The sequence below is a fragment of the Streptomyces sp. NPDC003034 genome, assembly GCF_053591375.1.
Genome location: NZ_JBSFTS010000021.1, coordinates 12,864 through 30,270, shown reverse-complemented (window position 1 = coordinate 30,270; position 17,407 = coordinate 12,864). Strand labels below are relative to the sequence as shown.

Below are 17,407 nucleotides of genomic sequence, written 5' to 3'. Positions count from 1 at the left end.
GCGGTACCGGACTTGGCGGATGGGGGAAGACTCATTCGATGGGGAGGAGGGTCACACAGGCGACCAGACGTCAGCCGACGGCGGCCTGACGCGGATTCTTTCCAGCTCCTCAAGGACCTGCCGATAGGCCGCCACCTCCGCTGCCACCGCGTGCCGCAGAGGCGGGTACCGGGGGTCGCCGCGCGAGGCGGCTTCCGTGGAGGCGGCGGCACGCCGGGCTTTCGCCTTCGCGAGCTCATTGCGGGCATCAACATATTCTTCGTCTAAGAGCTTGTATTCCAGAACGTGCCCGAAGGCCTGCTCGGAGACCGCGCTCAGCCGGTCGAGTTTGCGCAGGCAGCCGCCGGGAACCGAAGCGGCGCAGCGGCCTTCCAATGTCGCACCGAAGTCTTTCAATGCGGCTTTGAGCTTCGGATATTCCCATTCCGGTGACGAATCCTGCTTGCAGCCCGATACGGCCACGGCCAGGGAGATGAAAGCGACGGCGCTGCGAAAGCCTGCTATTCGCATGGGGTGTCCTTTCGCGAGCACATCACGGAAAGGCCCGGCCCCGCGGACCTCTCGGCAGCCCGGCAACCGCACGCTGTTTCCATGGCGGGCATGCGGAACGAGACTAAGCCGCGTCATTGGCCACTGCCACGCAGGAGGCCCTGTTCGTGGCAGTTGGTTACCGCTGGAGGGGATGGTGGATGGCCCTGGCGCTCCCGGCACTAGCTTGTGAGACCGGGCGACCCAGGTGGCACCCGTACGGCGCCGTGACACGCGTACGGCACTACGTGACGCCACGCGGAGTTACGTGGCACCACCTGGCGCCACGCGACCCCGAACGGCCCCCGCGGCACGGTGCGGTGCCAGCCTGTGGCCACGTGGCACCGCACTCACGCGCACCTCCTTACCCTCCACCTGACCTGCAACGATGAGCTCCCCCATGCCCCGAAGGCCGATCCGGCGCCATGCATCGCACCGTCAGGCTTGCCGATGGCGCCACATTGATGCCATAGTGGGGTCATGGACCTGACGCCGTACGTCGAAAAACTCCACCGGGAACTGGCGGTGGCCGCCGAGGCCGGGGGTGATGAAGCCCGCGAGCTCGCCGAGCGGCTGACCGCGCCGCTGGAGTCGGCCACCCGCCTGACCCTGCTCAATGTGCTGTCCGCCGCCATGGACGAGGTCACCCGTGAGCTCGCCCCCGGCTCGGTCGACGTACGGCTGCGCGGCCTGGACCCCGACTTCGTGGTGGTGCTGCCGCAGCACGAGGACCGGACCGGACCGCTCGACGCACCGGCTCCCGCGCCCGCACCGGCCGCGGCCCCCGCCGACACCGACGAGGGCGGCACCGCCCGCGTCAATCTGCGCCTGCCCGCCCACCTCAAGGCCCGCGCCGAGGAGGCGGCGGCCGGCGAGGGCCTGTCGGTCAACGCATGGCTCGTACGCGTCGTGTCGGCCGCGGTCGACACCGGCGGCGCCACCGCCCCCCGTACCGCCGGGAAGACCAGGAGCAGCAGCCAGAGCTTCACGGGCTGGGTGCGCTGACCAGCCCCTGGCACGACAGCCCTCGAAAACCCTCGGCACGACAGCCCTCGCCAGGGCAGCTCGCGCCGGCAGCCTCTCGCAACGAGTTCACCAGCACCACGTCCCACCAGCGGGGGCGCCACGAACATTCCAGAGGACCCAAGAGGACGGGACAGCCATGCCTTCTTTCGACACTCCCCAGCCGATCTCGGTCAACGCCCACGTGGAGGCGGGATCCATCCGGTTCGCCGCGGCGGACCGCGCCGACACCGCCGTGGAGGTGGCTCCGCGCGATCCGAAGAAGGACCAGGACGTACGGGCCGCCGAGCAGACCGAAGTCACCTACTCGGGCGGCAAGCTGCACATCAGGACGCCCAAGCAGCGCTACCTCTTCGGGCGTACCGGCACCGTCGACATCACCGTCGAACTGCCCGCGGGCTCCCAGGTCGAGGCGACCGGCGGGTGGGCGGAAGTGCGCGGTGACGGGCGCCTGGGCGAGGTCCGTGTGAAGACCTCCTCGGGGGATGTCCGCCTGGATACGACCGGGCCGCTGCACCTGACCGCCTCCCACGGCTCCATCACCGTGGACCGCGTCGAGGGCGCCGCCGAGATCAGCACCAGCTCCGGCAGCATGCGCGTCGGTACGGTCACGGGCGCCGCCGTCCTGAAGAACTCGCACGGAACCACCAGCGTCAGCGACGTGACCGGCGACCTGCGGGTCAGCGGCGCCAACGGCGACATCATCATCGAGCGCGCCCACGCCTCCGTCTCGGCCACCACCGCGAACGGCACGCTGCGTGTGGTGGAAGTCGCCCGCGGGAGCGTCCAGTTGCAGACCGCCTACGGAGCCATCGACGTGGGCGTGCGCGAGGGCACCGCCGCCTGGCTCGACGTCAGCTCGGACATCGGGAGCGTGCACAACTCGCTGACCGCCTCCGAGGGCCCGGAGCAGTCCGAGGACACCGTCGAGGTCCGCGCCCGTACGCGCTACGGAAACATCGACATCCACCGCGCCCGCGCCTGAGCTTCCACCACGCCCCCACGCCTGAGCTTCCGCCGCGCCGCGCCTGCGGGTCCGCGCCCGCCTTTCACTCCGTTCCAGCCTTCGATCGGGAGGACCCCATGCCTTCATCTGTCATGTCCATGCCTACGTCTGGGTCTGTGCCCGGGTCCGGGAGCGGCAACGGCCAGGAGCCGCCCGCCGCCATCCGCGCCACCGGACTGCGCAAGTCCTACGGCGACAAGCTCGTCCTGGACGGGATCGACCTGCGCATCCCGGCGGGCAGCGTCTTCGCGCTGCTCGGCCCGAACGGCGCCGGCAAGACCACCGCCGTCAAGATCCTCTCCACCCTCATCACCGCCGACGCCGGCTCCGGCGACATCCGCGTCAGCGGTCACGACCTGGCCGCCGACCCGCAGGCCGTGCGGGCCGCGATCGGCGTCACCGGGCAGTTCTCGGCCGTCGACAACCTGATCACCGGCGAGGAGAACATGCTCCTCATGGCGGACCTGCACCACCTCTCGCGCCGCGAGGGGCGGCGGGTGACCGCCGAACTGCTGGAGCGCTTCGACCTGGTGGAGGCCGCGAAGAAGCCCGCCTCCACCTACTCCGGCGGCATGAAGCGCCGCCTGGACATCGCCATGACGCTGGTCGCAGGCCCGCGGATCATCTTCCTCGACGAGCCGACCACCGGCCTCGACCCGCGCAGCCGCCACACCATGTGGGGCATCATCCGCGAGCTGGTCTCCGGCGGCGTCACCGTCTTCCTCACCACCCAGTACCTGGAGGAGGCCGACGAACTCGCCGACCGCATCGCGGTGCTGAGCGACGGCAAGATCGCCGCCGAGGGGAGCGCCGAGGAGCTGAAGCGGCTCGTCCCGGGCGGGCACGTGCGGCTGCGGTTCGCCGACCCGGCCGCCTACCAGTGCGCCGCCGCCGCGCTGCGCGAGGTCACCCGGGACGACGAGGCGCTGGCGCTGCAGATCCCCAGCGACGGCAGCCAGCGCGAGCTGCGCTCCATCCTCGACTGGCTGGATGCGGCCGGTATCGAGGCGGACGAGCTGACCGTGCACACCCCCGACCTCGACGACGTGTTCTTCGCCCTGACCGGCGACACCGGCGCGCCCAACCAGCCCAAGGAGGCAGTCCGATGAGCGCCCTCTCCCTCGCCCTGCGCGACTCGAACACCATGCTGCGCCGCAACCTGCTGCACGCGCGGCGCTACCCGTCCCTCACCTTGAACCTGCTGCTCACCCCGATCATGCTGCTGCTGCTCTTCGTCTACGTCTTCGGCGACGTGATGAGCGCGGGTATCGGCGGCGGCGGCGCGGACCGCTCCCAGTACATCGCGTACATCGTCCCGGGCATCTTGCTGATGACCATCGGCGGCACCGTGGTCGGGACCGCGGTGTCCGTCTCCAACGACATGACCGAGGGCATCATCGCCCGCTTCCGTACGATGGCGATCCACCGCGGTTCGGTGCTCGTCGGGCACGTCGTCGGCAGCGTGCTGCAGTCGGTCCTGAGCGTGGTCTTCGTGGGCGCCGTCGCCGTGGCCATCGGTTTCCGGTCCACGGATGCCGGCGTACTGGAGTGGCTGGCGGCCTTCGGGCTGCTCGTGCTCTTCGCCACGGCGCTCACCTGGGTCGCGGTCGGCATGGGTCTGATCAGCCCGAACGCCGAGGCCGCCAGCAACAACGCGATGCCGATGATCCTGCTGCCGCTGCTGTCCAGCGCCTTCGTGCCGGTGGAGGCGATGCCGGGCTGGTTCCGGCCGTTCGCCGAGTACCAGCCGTTCACCCCGGCCATCGAGACGCTGCGGGGGCTGCTGCTGGGCAGCGGGATCGGCCACAACGGGTGGCTGGCGGTCCTGTGGTGCCTGGGTCTGGCGGTGCTCGGATACTTCTGGTCGGCCTCGAAGTTCAACCGCGACCCGAAGTAACCGCCGTGACGGGGCGGGCCGCTCTCACACGGCTCGGCCCCGCCCAGGGCGGCGTACCCCGACACCGCGTCGGCGTACGCCGCCCGGCCGCGCTTGGCGGCGGGCGGCGCCGGTCCTCGTACTGCAACGGTCTTTCTCGTGACGGTTTGGCAGGTAGGTCGTTGGTCTGTTCATGGGTGAGTAACTGGCTGATGCCCGATCGTGGGCGGGTGAACTGAAGGCGCTGCACGAGCGGTTCGTGCATCGTTTTGCCAGGTCGGAGCCGCGTGAGTCGGCGCTGGCGTATATGCCAGGCCTTCGTATCCTTGCGCCTGCACACGCGCCGAGGCGGACTATGACGTCCACGATTTGCTTCCCGCAGCACTCGACGAACTCGGCCTCACGGTGACCAGCAGTTCCGGCCAAGAAGCCGTCGCCCGAGCGCTCGCCCGCCGCATGCTCGCCGGCGAGCTGACACCCAGGGAGTTCACCTTCCGGATTCACCGGCACTACGGACATGAGCTGCCCCTGACTGAGCTGCTCGCCGAACTCGATGACGAGTACGACGTCCTCGAATATGGCGACAGAACGGCAGCACAGGTCGATGCAGAGGTCACGGCCGAAGCCCGCCGCCTCGCAGGCCACCCCACGGATCCCGCCGGACAAGCTTCGTTTCCCTGAACGCACGGGCCACGGGCCACGGGTCTTCTGGTCCGCGTAACAACGGACCAGAACCCCCGCGGCGGGCGGCCAGCTGTCAGACTGGTCTCCGGACGCTAGAGGGGTGTATCACCGCGGCCGGTTCAGTCGGAGCATGCGCCAGACCGTCCGCCACCGCAGAGGACGACGAGGCGAACGCGCGGTCCGCAGACCGTCGCAGAACCCGGCCTCCCACGACTTCATGTCCGGGCCAGCGCGTGGCGCGGCGTGTGGGGCTCAGGCCGGGGTGGTGGGGAAGTCTTCGAATGTGCGCTCGAATGACTCCCGGGTCGCCGGGTCGCGGTCCAGTACGCCGAACACCACCCGCTCGAAGACCCCCGCGAACCGTCCCGTCAGCAGTCCCCGGAAGGCCCCGGCCACCTCCGCCGGGTCGTTCTGGAAGACGCCGCATCCCCACGCGCCCAGCACCAGGCGCCGGTAGCCGTGCAGCGCCGCCACCTCCAGGACGAGCTCCGCCCGGCGGACCAGCGCCCCCGGGATCTCGGCGACGCGCTGCGGTTCCTGCCGCCGGATCGTGCCCGCGTTCGGAGCCGGGGAGGTGAGGAAGCCGGCCCGGAAGGGTGTCTCCAGGAGCTCGCCGCGGTTGTCGCGGAAGACGGGGACCCCGGGTGAGTGAATCACCCGGTCGGTGTAGAAGGTGTGCGTTCCGCGCGGTGGATCTCGTAGTACTCCGGCGCCTCCAGCAGGGTCTCGTACAGCGCCGAGGCACGGCACAGCGCTTCCTCCTGCGCCTTGGCGCCGTGGACGTAACCACCGCCGGGATTGCGGGCCGAGGCGAAGTTCAGGACCGCCACCGAGCCCGCCCGGGGGCCGTCCGTCGCGAGCCTTCGGGCCGCGACCGCTGCTCTCCCCGGTGACCTCGACCGCCGTCTCACCGCGCCCCTCGGGGAGTACGTCACCTGGAATGACACGGTTTGGTCCATATATCCTGGCTTCCGCCTTGGCCTCCGCCAGGGCGGCGGCGAGGGAGACCTGCCGTCCCGACCGCGTCCGGTAGCCGCCGGCCGCCAGGACGTCCCTGTTCTCCCGCGCGATTTCGCGCAATCTGCTGCTCACGTCGCCATCTTCCGCACCACACCCTTGGCGGCAAAGGTATTTGTACCCACGGGACGGGTAGGCACGGGTGATGTCACGGCCGACGACAGAAGACGAGGACCCGGTCATGCCGCATGATCCGCCCGCCCCTCTGGCAGGCGCCCCTCTGCCAGCCGCCCCACCCGCCCCGCCGCCACTCGCCCCGCCCGCCGACGAGGCCGGGTCCGTGCCCCTCACCGAGGCCGCCGCCGAGGACCTGCTCCACGGCATCTGCTTCAAGACCGGTCCGCCCCGCCTCATCGGCGCCGAACTCGAATGGCTGGTGGTGGACGCCGAGCGGCCCGAGCTGGGCCTGCCCCCCGAGCGGCTGCACGCCGCGCACGACGCCGCCCGCGCCCTGCCCCTGCGCTCCGCGCTGACCTTCGAGCCGGGCGGCCAGCTGGAACTGAGCTCCGCCCCCGCCACCTCCCTCACCGCGTGCGTGGACGGCCTCCGGGCCGACCTCGACGCCGTACGGGCCGCCCTCCTCCCCCTGGGCCTGGCCCTGCTCGGTCTCGGCCTGGATCCGCGCCGCCCGCACCGCCGCCTCCTGGCCGACCCCCGCTACGAGGCCATGGAGGCCTACTTCGACCGCACCGGCCCGGCCGGGCGCGCCATGATGTCCGCCTCCGCCTCCGTGCAGGTCTGCGTGGACGCCGGCCAGGAGGAGCCCGGCGTGCACGGCCACGGCCGGCGCTGGCGGCTGTCGCATCTGCTGGGTGCGGTGCTGGTGGCCGCCTTCGCCAACTCCCCCGCCCACGAAGGCCCGTACGCCGGCTGGCGCTGTGCCCGCCAGGGTGTCTGGAGCGACCTGGACGCCCGGCGCGCCCTCGCCCCTCCCCTGGACGCCGAGCCGCGCGCGGGGTGGATCCGGCAGGCGCTGGACACCGAGGTGATGTGCGTGAGGTCGTACGACGGCGGCCCGTGGGAGCTGCCGCGCGGCACGACCTTCCGCGCCTGGCTGCGCACCAGCGGCCAGGGCCGGTGCGGGAGCCGGGGCAGAGGGAAGGGCCGGGAGCTGCGGCCGCCCACGGCCGAGGACCTGGAGTACCACCTGACCACCCTCTTCCCACCCGTACGGCCGCGCGGCCACCTTGAGCTGCGCATGATCGACGCGCAGCCCGGCGACGACGGGTGGATCGTCCCGGCGGCCGTCGTGCACGCGCTGTTCGACGATCCGGAGGCTTCCGAGACCGCGTACCGGGTGACGAAGGCGCTGGCCGACGCGTACGGTGACGGACCCGCGCCCCGCAATCCGCTGTGGAAGTCCGCCGCCCGCCACGGGCCCGCACATCCGGAGCTGCGGAGGGCGGCCACCGCCTGCTTCCGCGCCGCCGCCGAGGCGCTGCCCCGGCTCGGCGCGAGCCCGCACGTGCGGGACACCGTCGCGGCCTTCACCCAGCGCTACGTCCTGCGCGGCCGCTGCCCGGCCGACGACCGGCTCCCCCAGCGCCGGTCCCCGGGGAAGGGAGCACGCGGGTGACCACACCAACCCCGTCCCAGGAGAGCCAGCGCGAGCGCGCCGCCGCCGCACTGACGGCCGCCCGCGCCCGTACGGCCGCACTCACCGACGCCGTCACCGACCAGGACCTGACCGCGCAGCACTCCCCGCTCATGTCCCCGCTTGTCTGGGACCTGGCGCACATCGGCAACATGGAGGAGCTCTGGCTGCTGCGCCGCGTGGCCGGACACGAGGCCATGCACCCCGGGATCGACCCGCTCTACGACGCCTTCGAGCATCCGCGCGCCGAGCGGCCGAAACTGCCGCTGCTGGGGCCCCGGGAGGCTCGCCGGTACGCGGCCGAGGTGCGGGGCCGGGTCTTCGACCTGCTGGAGCACACCCCGCTGGAGGGCACGGCGCTGCTCGACGCCGGATTCGCCTTCGGGATGATCGCCCAGCACGAGCAGCAGCACGACGAGACCATGCTGATCACGCACCAGCTGCGGCGCGGCGCCCCCGTACTGACCGCCCCGGACCCGGATCCGCCGCCCGGGCAGCCGCCCGCCGCGGCTGAAGTCCTCGTCCCCGGCGGCCCGTTCACGATGGGCACCTCCACCGAACCGTGGTCGCTGGACAACGAACGGCCCGCGCACATCCGGGAGACCGCACCGTTCTGGATCGACACGGCGCCGGTGACCAATGCCGCCTACGAGGGGTTCATCGCGGACGGCGGTTACCGCGAGCCCCGCTGGTGGGCCGAGGCCGGCTGGGAGCAGATCCGCAGGCACGGCATCGAAGCGCCGCTGTTCTGGCACCGCGAGGGCGGCGCCTGGCTGCGCCGCCGGTTCGGGGTGACGGAGCCGGTGCCGGGTGAGGAGCCCGTACTGCACGTCAGCTGGTACGAGGCGGACGCCTACGCCCGCTGGGCGGGGCGCCGGCTGCCCACGGAGCCGGAGTGGGAGAAGGCCGCCCGCCACGACCCGCGCAGCGGCCGCTCGACCCGCTACCCGTGGGGCGACGCGGACCCGACCCCCGCGCACGCCAATCTCGGGCAGCGCCACCTGCGCCCGGCTCCCGCCGGGAGCTACCCCGCCGGGGCGTCCGCGCTGGGGGTGCGCCAGCTGATCGGTGACGTGTGGGAGTGGACCGCCTCCGACTTCCTGCCGTATCCGGGGTTCCGGGCCTTCCCGTACCGGGAGTACTCGGAGGTCTTCTTCGGCCCCGGGCACAAGGTGCTGCGCGGCGGTTCCTTCGCCGTGGACCCGGTGGCCTGCCGCGGGACCTTCCGCAACTGGGACCTACCCGTGCGCAGGCAGATCTTCTGCGGCTTCCGGACAGCGAGGAGCGACTGATGTGCCGTCATCTCGCCTATGTCGGACCGGTGGTGCCGCTGGGCCGGCTCGTGAGCGAGCCGGAGCACTCGCTGGTCCGGCAGGCCTGGCAACCGCGCCGGCAGCGCAGCGGCACGGTCAACGCGGACGGCTTCGGGATCGGCTGGTACGCCGAGGGCGACCCGGTCCCCGCCCGGTACCGGCGCGGCGGACCGGTCTGGAGCGACATGACCTTCGCCGATCTCGCCCGTGCGGTGCGCAGCGGCGCCTTGCTGGCCGCCGTACGGGACGGCACACGGCTCGGCGCCGACGGGGAGGCCGCGGCGGCGCCGTTCGCGGACGGACCGTGGCTGTTCAGCCACAACGGCTCGGTACGGGACTGGCCGGACGCGGCGGCTCCGCTCGCGGCCGGGCTGGCGCCCGTGGAACTGCTCCAGCTGGCCGCTCGCACGGACTCGGCACTGATCTGGGCGCTGGTCCTGGCCCGCCTCCGGGCCGGGGACGACCTCGGCGCGGCTCTCGCGGGGCCGGTCCTGGAGCTGTCCGCGGCGGCGCCCGGGTCCCGGCTGAACCTGCTGCTGACCGACGGCGCCTCGATCGCCGCGACGGCCTGGGGCGATTCCCTCTGGTACCTGCCCGGCGTGCCGGCGGGGCGCGTGGTGGTGGCGTCCGAGCCCTACGACGACGACCCGCGCTGGTGCGAGGTGCCCGACCGGACCCTGCTGACCGCCGACCGCACGCTGGTGGAGCTGACCCCCATGAAAGACCTGAAAGAGACGCCCCTCGGCCGAGGGAGAGGAACACAGTGAGTGACTTCGAGTTGACCCGCACCCTCGACGAGCACGCCGCGGAGAGCGCGCTGCGCACGGATGTGGCACAGGGGCTGACCCGTACCCCCAAGGTGCTGCCGCCCAAGTGGTTCTACGACGCGCGGGGCAGTGAACTCTTCGAGGAGATAACCCGGTTGCCCGAGTACTACCCGACGCGCGCCGAACGGGAGATCCTGCTGGAGCGGGCGGCGGAGATCGCCTCGGTGACCGGGGCGCGCACCCTGGTGGAGCTGGGCTCCGGATCCTCGGAGAAGACCCGGCACCTGATCGAGGCGCTGCCCGGGCTGGACACCTACGTACCGGTGGACGTGAGCGAGAGCGCCCTGACCGGTGCGGCCGAGGCGCTGCTGGCGGAGCATCCGGGGCTGCGGGTGCACGCGCTGCTGGCCGACTTCACGCGGGCGCTGCGCCTGCCGGACTCCCCCGGGCCCCGGCTGGTGGTGTTCCTGGGCGGCACGATCGGCAATCTGCTGCCGCCGGAGCGCGCCGTGTTCCTCGCGTCCGTACGGGCGATGCTGTCGCCCGGGGACGCGCTGCTGATGGGCACGGACCTGGTGAAGGACGAGTCGGTGCTGGTCGCGGCGTACGACGACGCGCAGGGGGTGACGGCCGAGTTCAACAAGAACGTACTGGCCGTCATCGACCGGGAGCTGGGAGCGGACTTCCACACCGCCGACTTCGCGCACGTGGCGGTGTGGAACCGGGAGCGGGAGTGGATCGAGATGCGGCTGCGGGCCCGGTCCGCGGTGCTGGTCAAGATCCGGGCGCTGGATCTGGTGGTGCCGTTCGAGGAGGGTGAGGAGATCCTGACGGAGGTGTCCGCGAAGTTCCGTCAGGGCGGCGTACGGGCGGAACTGGCGGCGGCGGACCTGGAGTTGACGCATTGGTGGACGGACGCCGAGGGCCGCTTCGCGCTGTCCTTGGCGGTCGCCGGCGCCCCGGCGCACACGGCTTTCTGAGCCGCCTCCGCGAGGTCCCGCCGGTCCGCGTACCGGCCCGGCGGGATCCGCGGGAGCAGGGTGACCTCGGCCCGCACACCGCGGGCCCGGGCGATCCGCCACAGCGAGGCGGTCAGCGGATCGTCCCCCACGAAGGCGGGCGCGCCGGCCGGCGGATCCGTACCGGGCGGCCCCGAGTGCTCCTGCAGCCGGTACGCGAGCCGCACCGGCTGTACGGGGACCCGCGCGTCCAGGGCCGACTGGAAGGGGGCTCTCCGGAAGGGCCCCTGGGCGCGCCCGCACCACGTGGACCCCTCGGGGAAGACGGTGACGCGGTCGCCGGCCAGCAGCGCGCGGCTGAGGTCGTCGACGGTGGCGGGCAGGGGGCGGATCCGGTCGCGCTCGATGAACAGCGTCCCGGCCTGCCCGGCGAGGCGGCCCAGCAGCGGCCAGCCGCGGATGTCGCTCTTGGCCAGCATGCGGCTGGGCAGGACGGCGGCGAGGAGCGGGATGTCGAGCCAGGAGATGTGGTTGGCGACGACGAGGCGGCCGCCCTCCGGACCCGGGTTTCCCCGTACGGTGATCCGTACACCGAAGGCCCGTACCAGCGCGGCCGACCAGGCCCGGACCACCGCGTGCCGCAGGCGGGCCGGCAGCAGCCGGACCGGCTGCGCGCCCAGGATCCCGGCCAGGACCACGGCGGCGGCGATGGTGAGCCGGAGCACCGCGCGCGGGACACGGACGGTGCGCCCCCCGTGGCGGGCGCAGGTCTCGGGGGTGCAGGGCGAGGTGGGCAGCCAGACGCTCATGCACCCGGGGCGAGCGAGAGGAAGTGCTTCAGGTAGCGCGGGTTGGTGCGGCGCAGGGAGAGCAGCACGTACAGGTCGGCGCCGCCGAATCCGGCGTCGAGAGCCGGTTCGCCGCAGACCCAAGCCCCCAGCCGCAGGTAGCCGCGCAGCAGCGGCGGCAGCTCCGTGCGCGGGGGGACGGTGATGCCTTGGGGGTTCCAGGGGAGGTGGGGTGTCACCCGGTACTCCTCGGGGGCGAGATTGCGGCTCAGCACGCTCTCGCGGGCGGCGGCGGCCAGGACACCGCCGTCGGCGAGCGGTATGGAGCAGCAGCCGGCGAGCCAGTTGTGCCCGGAGCGGTCCATGTAGCGTGCGAGCCCGGCCCAGACGAGGGCGGGAGTCTCCCCTTCAGCGCCGGGTTGGCCGCCTCGATCTCGGCGGCCTGGCCGGGCGGGGCGATGATCCGGGCGACTGCGCCGCGCGCGAAGTCTCCGGACTGCGGCGGGGTTTCCTCGTCGGCGTCCTCGGGTCCGTCACCGAGGGACTGCAGCTGCTTGTAGAGGCCGCCGGGCGAGCCGGCCCCCTCGCCGCAGCCGGTGAGGGCCGTCACGGCCGCGAGAGCGGAGCACAGGGCGAGGAAGCGCGTCTTCACGAGGGTCACCTTCTGGAGTCCGGTCTCAGCTGGCTTGAAATTGGAATAGACCAATGAGCGGGTCAAGGGTTCTCCGTCGGGACTGTTCACCCAAAGCTCGCGGACCGGCTGTTAGTGGGGCACGGTGGAACCAGGCAAAAGCCACGTACTGCCGGGAGACCCCATGTCCAACCACACGTACCGGGTGACCGAGATCGTCGGCACCTCCCACGAGGGCATCGATCAGGCCATCCGCAACGGAATCGCCCGGGCGGGCCAGACCGTCCGGAATCTCGACTGGTTCGAGGTGGTCCAGGTACGCGGGCACATCCAGAACGGGGAGATCGCGCACTACCAGGTCGGCCTGAAGGTCGGCTTCCGCCTGGAAGGCGAGGACTGAGCACAGCCGCGCGCGGCCCCCGGTTGGAGTCGGCCCCCGGCTCGGCTCGTCCGGGCTCGGCTCCCCGGATCAGGTCCTGCCCTCGCCCTCCTGGGCGGACTTGAGTTCCGGCGCCTCGGCCGCCCAGTTCGCCAGCACCACGCGGAAACCGGCGGCTCGCGCGGCCTGGCACACCAGCTCGTCGTCGTCCACGAGCATCCGCACCTCCCGGCCCCGGGAGATCCGCTTCAGCACATCGATCTTGGTCATCCGGGCCGGCCTCCGGTCCTGGTCGCCGCGCATCCACACCCGCCCCTCGGGCAGCCCGTGCCGCGCGAGCCAGTCCAGCGTGTCCCGCCGGCAGCGCTCCGGGCGCCCGGTCAGGTACACCACCTCACAGTCGGCCGCGCTGTTCCGCACCATCTCCACGCCGCGGGCGAGCGGCGGGTCGGCCGGCGCCGCGCCGAAGAAGCCGTTCCAGTCCCTGGGGCGGCTCTCCAGGAAGTGCTGACGGTGCCCGGTGTCGGCAAGGGTGTTGTCGATGTCGAAGACGGCCAGCGGTAGGCGGGTGTCGCGCTCTGTCATGGCGTCAGCCTAGGCCGTTTCCTTCGGATCACCTCGCCGACCAGATCAAGATGATGGCGACGTGGAGTCCGGCCAGGTAGATGGTGGCGGTCTAGTCGTAGCGAGTGACCAGACCGCGCCTTTGCTTGAGCTTGTTGATGCACCGCTCGACGGTGTTGCGCTGTTTGTAGGCGTCGCGGTCGAAGGCGGGCGGCCTGCCGCCTCGGCTGCCGTGGCGTTTGAGGTTGGTGGCCTGGGTCGACGGGGATCTCCATCTGTCCGTACGGCAGGTTGACGATCTCCAGGGAGCCACCGCAGGAGACGAGCGGGGCGCCGGGCTCGCGGTTCACCACCACAGGGTCGTGCCGTCACGGGCGGCCCTTGCTGAAGGCAACGCCATATGAGCCATAAGTCAGTTCATGCCTCGTTTATGCCCAGTGATCACCCTGGACGTGTCGCAGTCGATGAGGCAGGATCAACGACCGGAACATGATCATTCATTTCACGATCTGGAGACACTCAGTGAGATTTCGGCTCATAGGAACCGCGGCAATGGCCATCGCTGGCACCGTTCTGGCTATCGCCCCCGCACACGCGGTGGACGAGATCTCCACGGCAGAACCCGTCACGGCGGGAGACTCCTACGCGTCTGGATTCACCTACTGCGAGGTTACGAAGGACTACGCCGGTCAGATCGCCGGAGAGGGCTGCTTCAAGGCCTACGGCGACAAGATCTGGGTCGAGGACACGAAGTCTGACGGCTTTAGGGTCGTCGTCAGGTGGCAAACCAATTACGGACGCAGCGGCGAGTGCCACCAGACGGGAGGCGCGGGCTCCGCCGGCGTCTGCAACTACGACATGCGCGAGGACGGGCAAATCCGCTTCGAGGTGATGCGGCGTGACGGCGCCAGCGGCCCCAACTACAACCCGTCGGCCTGGACCCCTTGGATTAACATCGGCTGACCCTCGGGTCAGGCCGCGGGGCCGCCGTGCTCCTGACGGTCGGTCGACGGGCGCTGCGCTGACGCGCTCTCACAGAGCGGTACCGCGGGCGGACGCTTCCCGGCTGAGGGCGTCGGTGATGTCTTGCGAGGTCGGGGCGAACGGCAGGACGAGCCGGTACGGCTGGGCCGCCGTGTCCAGGCCGGGGCTCTCGTCGTGGTACCAGCCGCAGGCGCGCAGGCAGCGGAACCGCACCGTGTCGCCGTGCACGAGTCCGGCATGGAGACGACCGACGGCTCCCAGGCGAAGTGGCCGGCCTCGGCCTCGGCCGATTCCTCCGGATCACCTCGCTGACCAGATGAAGATGGCGGCGATGTGGAGTCCGGCGAGGTAAATGGTGGCGGTCTTGTCGTATCTGGTGGCCAGGCCACGCCACTGCTTCAGCTTGTTGATGCACCGCTCGACGGTGTTCCGTTGCTTGTAGGCCTCGCGGTCGAAGGCCGGTGGCCTGCCACCGCGGCTGCCGAGACGTTTGCGATTGGCGGCCTGGCCGGCGGGCTGCGGGATCACCGCCCGGATCCCGCGCCGACGCAGGTGAGCACGGATCGCGCGAGACGAGTACGCCTTGTCGGCCAGGACCACGGTCGGGGTCGCCCGCGGCCTGCCGACCGGTCGCGGGACCCGTAAGCGAGCCATGACCTGTGGGAACGCGGGTGCGTCACCGGCCTGGCCAGGTGTGACGACGAAGGCCAGCGGCCTGCAACGGCTGTCGGCGGCCAGGTGGATCTTCGTGGTCAGTCCGCCGCGGGACCGTCCGAGGGCATGGTCGTCCGGCTCGCCATCCGGGGCCCCTTTTGACGGGCCCCGGCGGCGTGCTGGTGGGCACGGACGATGGTCGAGTCGACCGCGACGACCCATTCGAGGTCGCCTTCGGCATCGGCCTGCGCGAGCAGCGCGGTGAAGACCTTCTCCCAGGTCCCGTCGGCGGCCCACTTCCGCAGCCGGTTGTGGGCGCCCTTCCACGACCCGAAGTGCTCGGGCAGGTCCATCCACGGTGTCCCGGTCCGGTACTTGAACGCGATCGCGTCGATCACCTGCCGATGATCCCGCCACCGACCACCCCGCTTCGGCGTCCGCTCCGGCAGCAACGGCTCGATCCGCGCCCACTGCGCATCAGTCAACGACACATATCAACCAACGATCAGATGATCCGGAGGAAACGGCCTAGGTCCTGTCGTCAAAGTGGCCCGGGCCAGGAGGGACTGTGACGACAGGGGCTAGCGGGAATCCTCAGCCGCCCCGGACGTTGAAAGGTGCGTGATCCCCAAGCTCTCGATCCTCGACCGCTCGCGCACCCGGCAGGGCTACGACGCCCCGCAGGCCCTGCGCGACACCGTGGACCTGGCACGTGCGGCCGAGGAGCTCGGCTACCACCGCTTCTGGGTCTCGGAGCACCACAGCGTGCCCGGAGTCGCCGGTTCCGCGCCGGCGGTGCTGGCCGCCGCCGTGGCCGCGGCGACCCGGCGGATCCGGGTCGGCACGGGCGGGGTCATGCTGCCCAACCACCAGCCGCTGGTGGTAGCGGAACAGTTCGGGGTCCTGGAGTCCCTCTTCCCCGGCCGGATCGACATGGGGCTCGGCCGCTCGGTGGGCTTCACCGGCGGAATCCGGCGGGCGCTGGGCCGGGACACCGGGGACGCCGACCGGTTCGAGGAGCAGCTGTCCGAGCTGCTGGGCTGGCTCGACGGCACCCAGCAGGCCCATCCGGAGGTGCATGCCCACCCCGCCGAGGGATTGCGGACACCGGCCTACGTCCTGGCCACCGGGGAGGGCGCCGGGATCGCGGCCCGGGCCGGGCTGCCGCTGGTGGTGGGCGATCTGCGCACCCGTGGCCGTGTCGCGGAGGTCATCGAGGCCTACCGCGAGGAGTTCCGGCCCTCCTCCCGGGGGGCGCGGCCGTACGTCGTGGTCTCCGGGACCGTGGCGGTCGCGGCCACCGAGCAGGAGGCCCGGCGGATCCTGGTGCCGGAGGCGTGGTCCCTCGCGTACTCCCGCACCCGGGGCAGCTTCCCTCCGCTGCGGCCGGCGGAGGAGATCGAAACCCTGGAGATGACCGCGAAGGAGCGCGAGCTGTACGAGCGCGCGCTCGCCGGGCACGTCCACGGCACGGAGGAGCAGGTCGCGGCGGAGCTGTCGGAGGTCATCCGGCTGACGGGCGCGGACGAACTGCTGGTCACCACCTCCACCTACGACCGGGAGGCGCTGCTGGATTCCTTCCGCAGGCTGGCCCGGCTGGCAGGGCTCATCCGCCGCTGAGGTCCGCCAGGTGGTGGCCGGGGAGCACGGCATGGCGGTGGCGGCGGGCACGGCCCGGGGGCGTCGGCCCGGATCTACGGTCCGGATCGACGGTCCGGGCGCGGGCGGCGGCACCGCGGCCGGCGCGGGCCGTCGTACCGGGCGGGCCGGCGTACCGGACGAGGACCATCGGCGCGTTGGGGCCTCGACGCGCCAGGGGGCCCGGCGTAGGCACGAGCCTGCGCGGCGGCCCTACGCGTCACCCGGAAGCAGTCGCTGCGACAGCTCGCGGAAGCTCCACTGCCCCTGGCGGCGAGTGAACATCCAGACGAGGTCGTAACGGTCGGGCCAGGCCACCGGAACGCCGAGGACCTGGTCGGCGCCGAGGGCTCGGACCAGGCGGGGGATGCCGGTGTCCTCCCAGCAGACGAGTACGGGCATCGGTGCGGCCAGTACGGCGCGGGCGAGGGCCGGCTCCGCCCCGACGCCGAACCCGGCCCGGACCGGCGTACGCAGGGCGGTGGCCAGGGCGGCGACCGTCTGCTTGCAGCGCGCCGGGGCCCCGGCCTTGCCGCCGGCCGCGAAGAGCGCGGCGGGCCCGGGCAGGGGGGCGCGGCCGGCCGGGGTGAACAGCCGCGGCAGCTCCGCGGCCCGGCGCCGGCCGCGTCCGGCGAGGAATCCGGGGTCCTCGTTGCCCTCGTCGTCCTCGCCGGTGTCACCGGCGTACGGTTTCTCCCCGTGCCGGATCAGCATGACGAGGGCGTCCACGGGTGCGCCCGGCGGGCCGGGGGGCGGCTTGCGCGGGCGTTCCTCCGAGCCGCAGCCGGCCACCGTCAGCGGGGCGAGGGCCGCGGCCAGCACGGTGCGGCGGCGCGGTCCGGACCCGGCGGGGGCTTGTGGCATGGGGCCCACTGTCCCGCACGGCCCGGGCACCGCCGAGGCGCGGCACGGCGTACCGCCCGACGAACGCCCGCTCGGCCCAGCCGACCAACCGACCAACCGACCAACCGATCGACCGGGGCCGGGGCCCGGCCCCACGCA

17 protein-coding genes and 5 pseudogenes are annotated in these 17,407 nt (G+C 72.1%); 13 read left to right on the top strand and 9 right to left on the bottom strand.

Translation table 11 applies throughout. The features are described from left to right. Positions 1–51: 51 nt before the first annotated feature. Positions 52–510 carry a hypothetical protein gene (locus ACWDX7_RS20600; protein WP_451491770.1) on the bottom strand — a complete coding sequence of 153 codons (459 nt, stop codon included), beginning with the start codon at positions 508–510 and terminating at the stop codon, positions 52–54. Between the two features lie 498 nt (positions 511–1,008). Between ACWDX7_RS20600 and ACWDX7_RS20595 the strand changes: the two genes are divergently transcribed. From ACWDX7_RS20595 to ACWDX7_RS20570, 6 genes and pseudogenes are all read left to right on the top strand, one after another. Next, positions 1,009–1,533: a toxin-antitoxin system HicB family antitoxin gene (locus ACWDX7_RS20595; protein WP_451491771.1), complete on the top strand. Its 525-nt coding sequence runs from the start codon at positions 1,009–1,011 to the stop codon at positions 1,531–1,533. A 157-nt stretch (positions 1,534–1,690) separates the two neighbouring features. Continuing rightward, positions 1,691–2,536, top strand: a complete 846-nt coding sequence (locus tag ACWDX7_RS20590) for a DUF4097 family beta strand repeat-containing protein (protein WP_451491772.1) — start codon at positions 1,691–1,693, stop codon at positions 2,534–2,536. 119 nt (positions 2,537–2,655) lie between these two features. Next, positions 2,656–3,666 (top strand): ATP-binding cassette domain-containing protein, encoded by a 1,011-nt coding sequence (locus tag ACWDX7_RS20585; protein WP_451491773.1) that lies wholly within the window; start codon positions 2,656–2,658, stop codon positions 3,664–3,666. Further along, positions 3,663–4,454 (top strand): ABC transporter permease, encoded by a 792-nt coding sequence (locus ACWDX7_RS20580; RefSeq protein WP_451491774.1) that lies wholly within the window; start codon positions 3,663–3,665, stop codon positions 4,452–4,454. Before ACWDX7_RS20585 ends, ACWDX7_RS20580 begins: the two co-directional genes overlap by 4 nt. Positions 4,455–4,638: 184 nt before the next feature. After that, positions 4,639–4,752: pseudogene (locus ACWDX7_RS20575) on the top strand (IS701 family transposase); the annotation flags it as partial. A 50-nt stretch (positions 4,753–4,802) separates the two neighbouring features. Further along, on the top strand, positions 4,803–5,114 hold the full coding sequence (locus ACWDX7_RS20570; protein WP_451491775.1) for a hypothetical protein: 312 nt from the start codon (positions 4,803–4,805) through the stop codon (positions 5,112–5,114). A gap of 255 nt (positions 5,115–5,369) precedes the next feature. Here the strand turns inward: ACWDX7_RS20570 and ACWDX7_RS20565 are convergent. After that, positions 5,370–6,209: pseudogene (locus tag ACWDX7_RS20565) on the bottom strand (TIGR02452 family protein). A 106-nt stretch (positions 6,210–6,315) separates the two neighbouring features. Here ACWDX7_RS20565 and egtA point away from each other — a divergent pair. The 4 genes from egtA to egtD are packed head-to-tail and all read left to right on the top strand — an operon-like array spanning position 6,316 to position 10,788. After that, complete coding sequence (egtA, locus tag ACWDX7_RS20560; RefSeq protein ID WP_451491776.1) at positions 6,316–7,710, top strand: ergothioneine biosynthesis glutamate--cysteine ligase EgtA; 1,395 nt, start codon at positions 6,316–6,318, stop codon at positions 7,708–7,710. Beyond that, positions 7,707–9,020 carry an ergothioneine biosynthesis protein EgtB gene (gene egtB / locus ACWDX7_RS20555; RefSeq protein WP_451491777.1) on the top strand — a complete coding sequence of 438 codons (1,314 nt, stop codon included), beginning with the start codon at positions 7,707–7,709 and terminating at the stop codon, positions 9,018–9,020. The genes egtA and egtB overlap by 4 nt, the downstream gene beginning before the upstream one ends. Next, complete coding sequence (gene egtC / locus ACWDX7_RS20550) at positions 9,020–9,808, top strand: ergothioneine biosynthesis protein EgtC (RefSeq protein WP_451491778.1); 789 nt, start codon at positions 9,020–9,022, stop codon at positions 9,806–9,808. The genes egtB and egtC overlap by 1 nt, the downstream gene beginning before the upstream one ends. Next, complete coding sequence (gene egtD / locus ACWDX7_RS20545) at positions 9,805–10,788, top strand: L-histidine N(alpha)-methyltransferase (RefSeq protein ID WP_451491779.1); 984 nt, start codon at positions 9,805–9,807, stop codon at positions 10,786–10,788. Before egtC ends, egtD begins: the two co-directional genes overlap by 4 nt. Positions 10,789–11,048: 260 nt before the next feature. Here egtD and ACWDX7_RS20540 read toward each other — a convergent pair. Both ACWDX7_RS20540 and ACWDX7_RS20535 read right to left on the bottom strand, forming a co-directional pair. Further along, positions 11,049–11,576 (bottom strand): annotated as a pseudogene (locus ACWDX7_RS20540) (lysophospholipid acyltransferase family protein); the annotation flags it as partial. Then, positions 11,573–11,962, bottom strand: a pseudogene (locus ACWDX7_RS20535) (GNAT family N-acetyltransferase); the annotation flags it as partial. The pseudogenes ACWDX7_RS20540 and ACWDX7_RS20535, both read right to left, overlap by 4 nt. 408 nt (positions 11,963–12,370) lie before the next feature. Here ACWDX7_RS20535 and ACWDX7_RS20530 point away from each other — a divergent pair. Next, positions 12,371–12,586 carry a dodecin gene (locus ACWDX7_RS20530; protein ID WP_451491780.1) on the top strand — a complete coding sequence of 72 codons (216 nt, stop codon included), beginning with the start codon at positions 12,371–12,373 and terminating at the stop codon, positions 12,584–12,586. Positions 12,587–12,655: 69 nt separating this feature from the next. On the opposite strand, the gene ACWDX7_RS20525 is transcribed toward ACWDX7_RS20530, so the two are convergent. Next, positions 12,656–13,150 carry a phosphatase domain-containing protein gene (locus tag ACWDX7_RS20525; protein ID WP_451491781.1) on the bottom strand — a complete coding sequence of 165 codons (495 nt, stop codon included), beginning with the start codon at positions 13,148–13,150 and terminating at the stop codon, positions 12,656–12,658. Positions 13,151–13,244: 94 nt separating this feature from the next. Then, positions 13,245–13,385 (bottom strand): annotated as a pseudogene (locus ACWDX7_RS20520) (IS5/IS1182 family transposase); the annotation flags it as partial. A 296-nt stretch (positions 13,386–13,681) separates the two neighbouring features. Between ACWDX7_RS20520 and ACWDX7_RS20515 the strand changes: the two are divergent. After that, a complete protein-coding gene (locus ACWDX7_RS20515; protein ID WP_451491782.1) occupies positions 13,682–14,092 on the top strand; it encodes a hypothetical protein in 411 nt (136 codons plus the stop codon). A gap of 69 nt (positions 14,093–14,161) precedes the next feature. On the opposite strand, the gene ACWDX7_RS20510 is transcribed toward ACWDX7_RS20515, so the two are convergent. Together ACWDX7_RS20510 and ACWDX7_RS20505 are read right to left on the bottom strand one after the other, a co-directional pair. After that, positions 14,162–14,341 (bottom strand): hypothetical protein, encoded by a 180-nt coding sequence (locus ACWDX7_RS20510; protein ID WP_451491783.1) that lies wholly within the window; start codon positions 14,339–14,341, stop codon positions 14,162–14,164. A gap of 72 nt (positions 14,342–14,413) precedes the next feature. Further along, positions 14,414–15,258, bottom strand: a protein-coding gene (locus ACWDX7_RS20505) for an IS5 family transposase (protein WP_451751235.1) whose coding sequence is annotated in 2 segments (ribosomal slippage) — positions 14,414–14,928 and positions 14,928–15,258 — 846 coding nt in all. Because the reading frame shifts where the segments join, the coding sequence is not laid out codon by codon here. A gap of 130 nt (positions 15,259–15,388) precedes the next feature. Between ACWDX7_RS20505 and ACWDX7_RS20500 the strand changes: the two genes are divergently transcribed. Continuing rightward, entirely contained in the window at positions 15,389–16,387 is a 999-nt protein-coding gene (locus ACWDX7_RS20500) for an LLM class flavin-dependent oxidoreductase (protein WP_451491785.1), read from the top strand. Between the two features lie 231 nt (positions 16,388–16,618). On the opposite strand, the gene ACWDX7_RS20495 is transcribed toward ACWDX7_RS20500, so the two are convergent. Beyond that, complete coding sequence (locus ACWDX7_RS20495) at positions 16,619–17,269, bottom strand: hypothetical protein (RefSeq protein ID WP_451491786.1); 651 nt, start codon at positions 17,267–17,269, stop codon at positions 16,619–16,621. Positions 17,270–17,407: the final 138 nt, after the last annotated feature.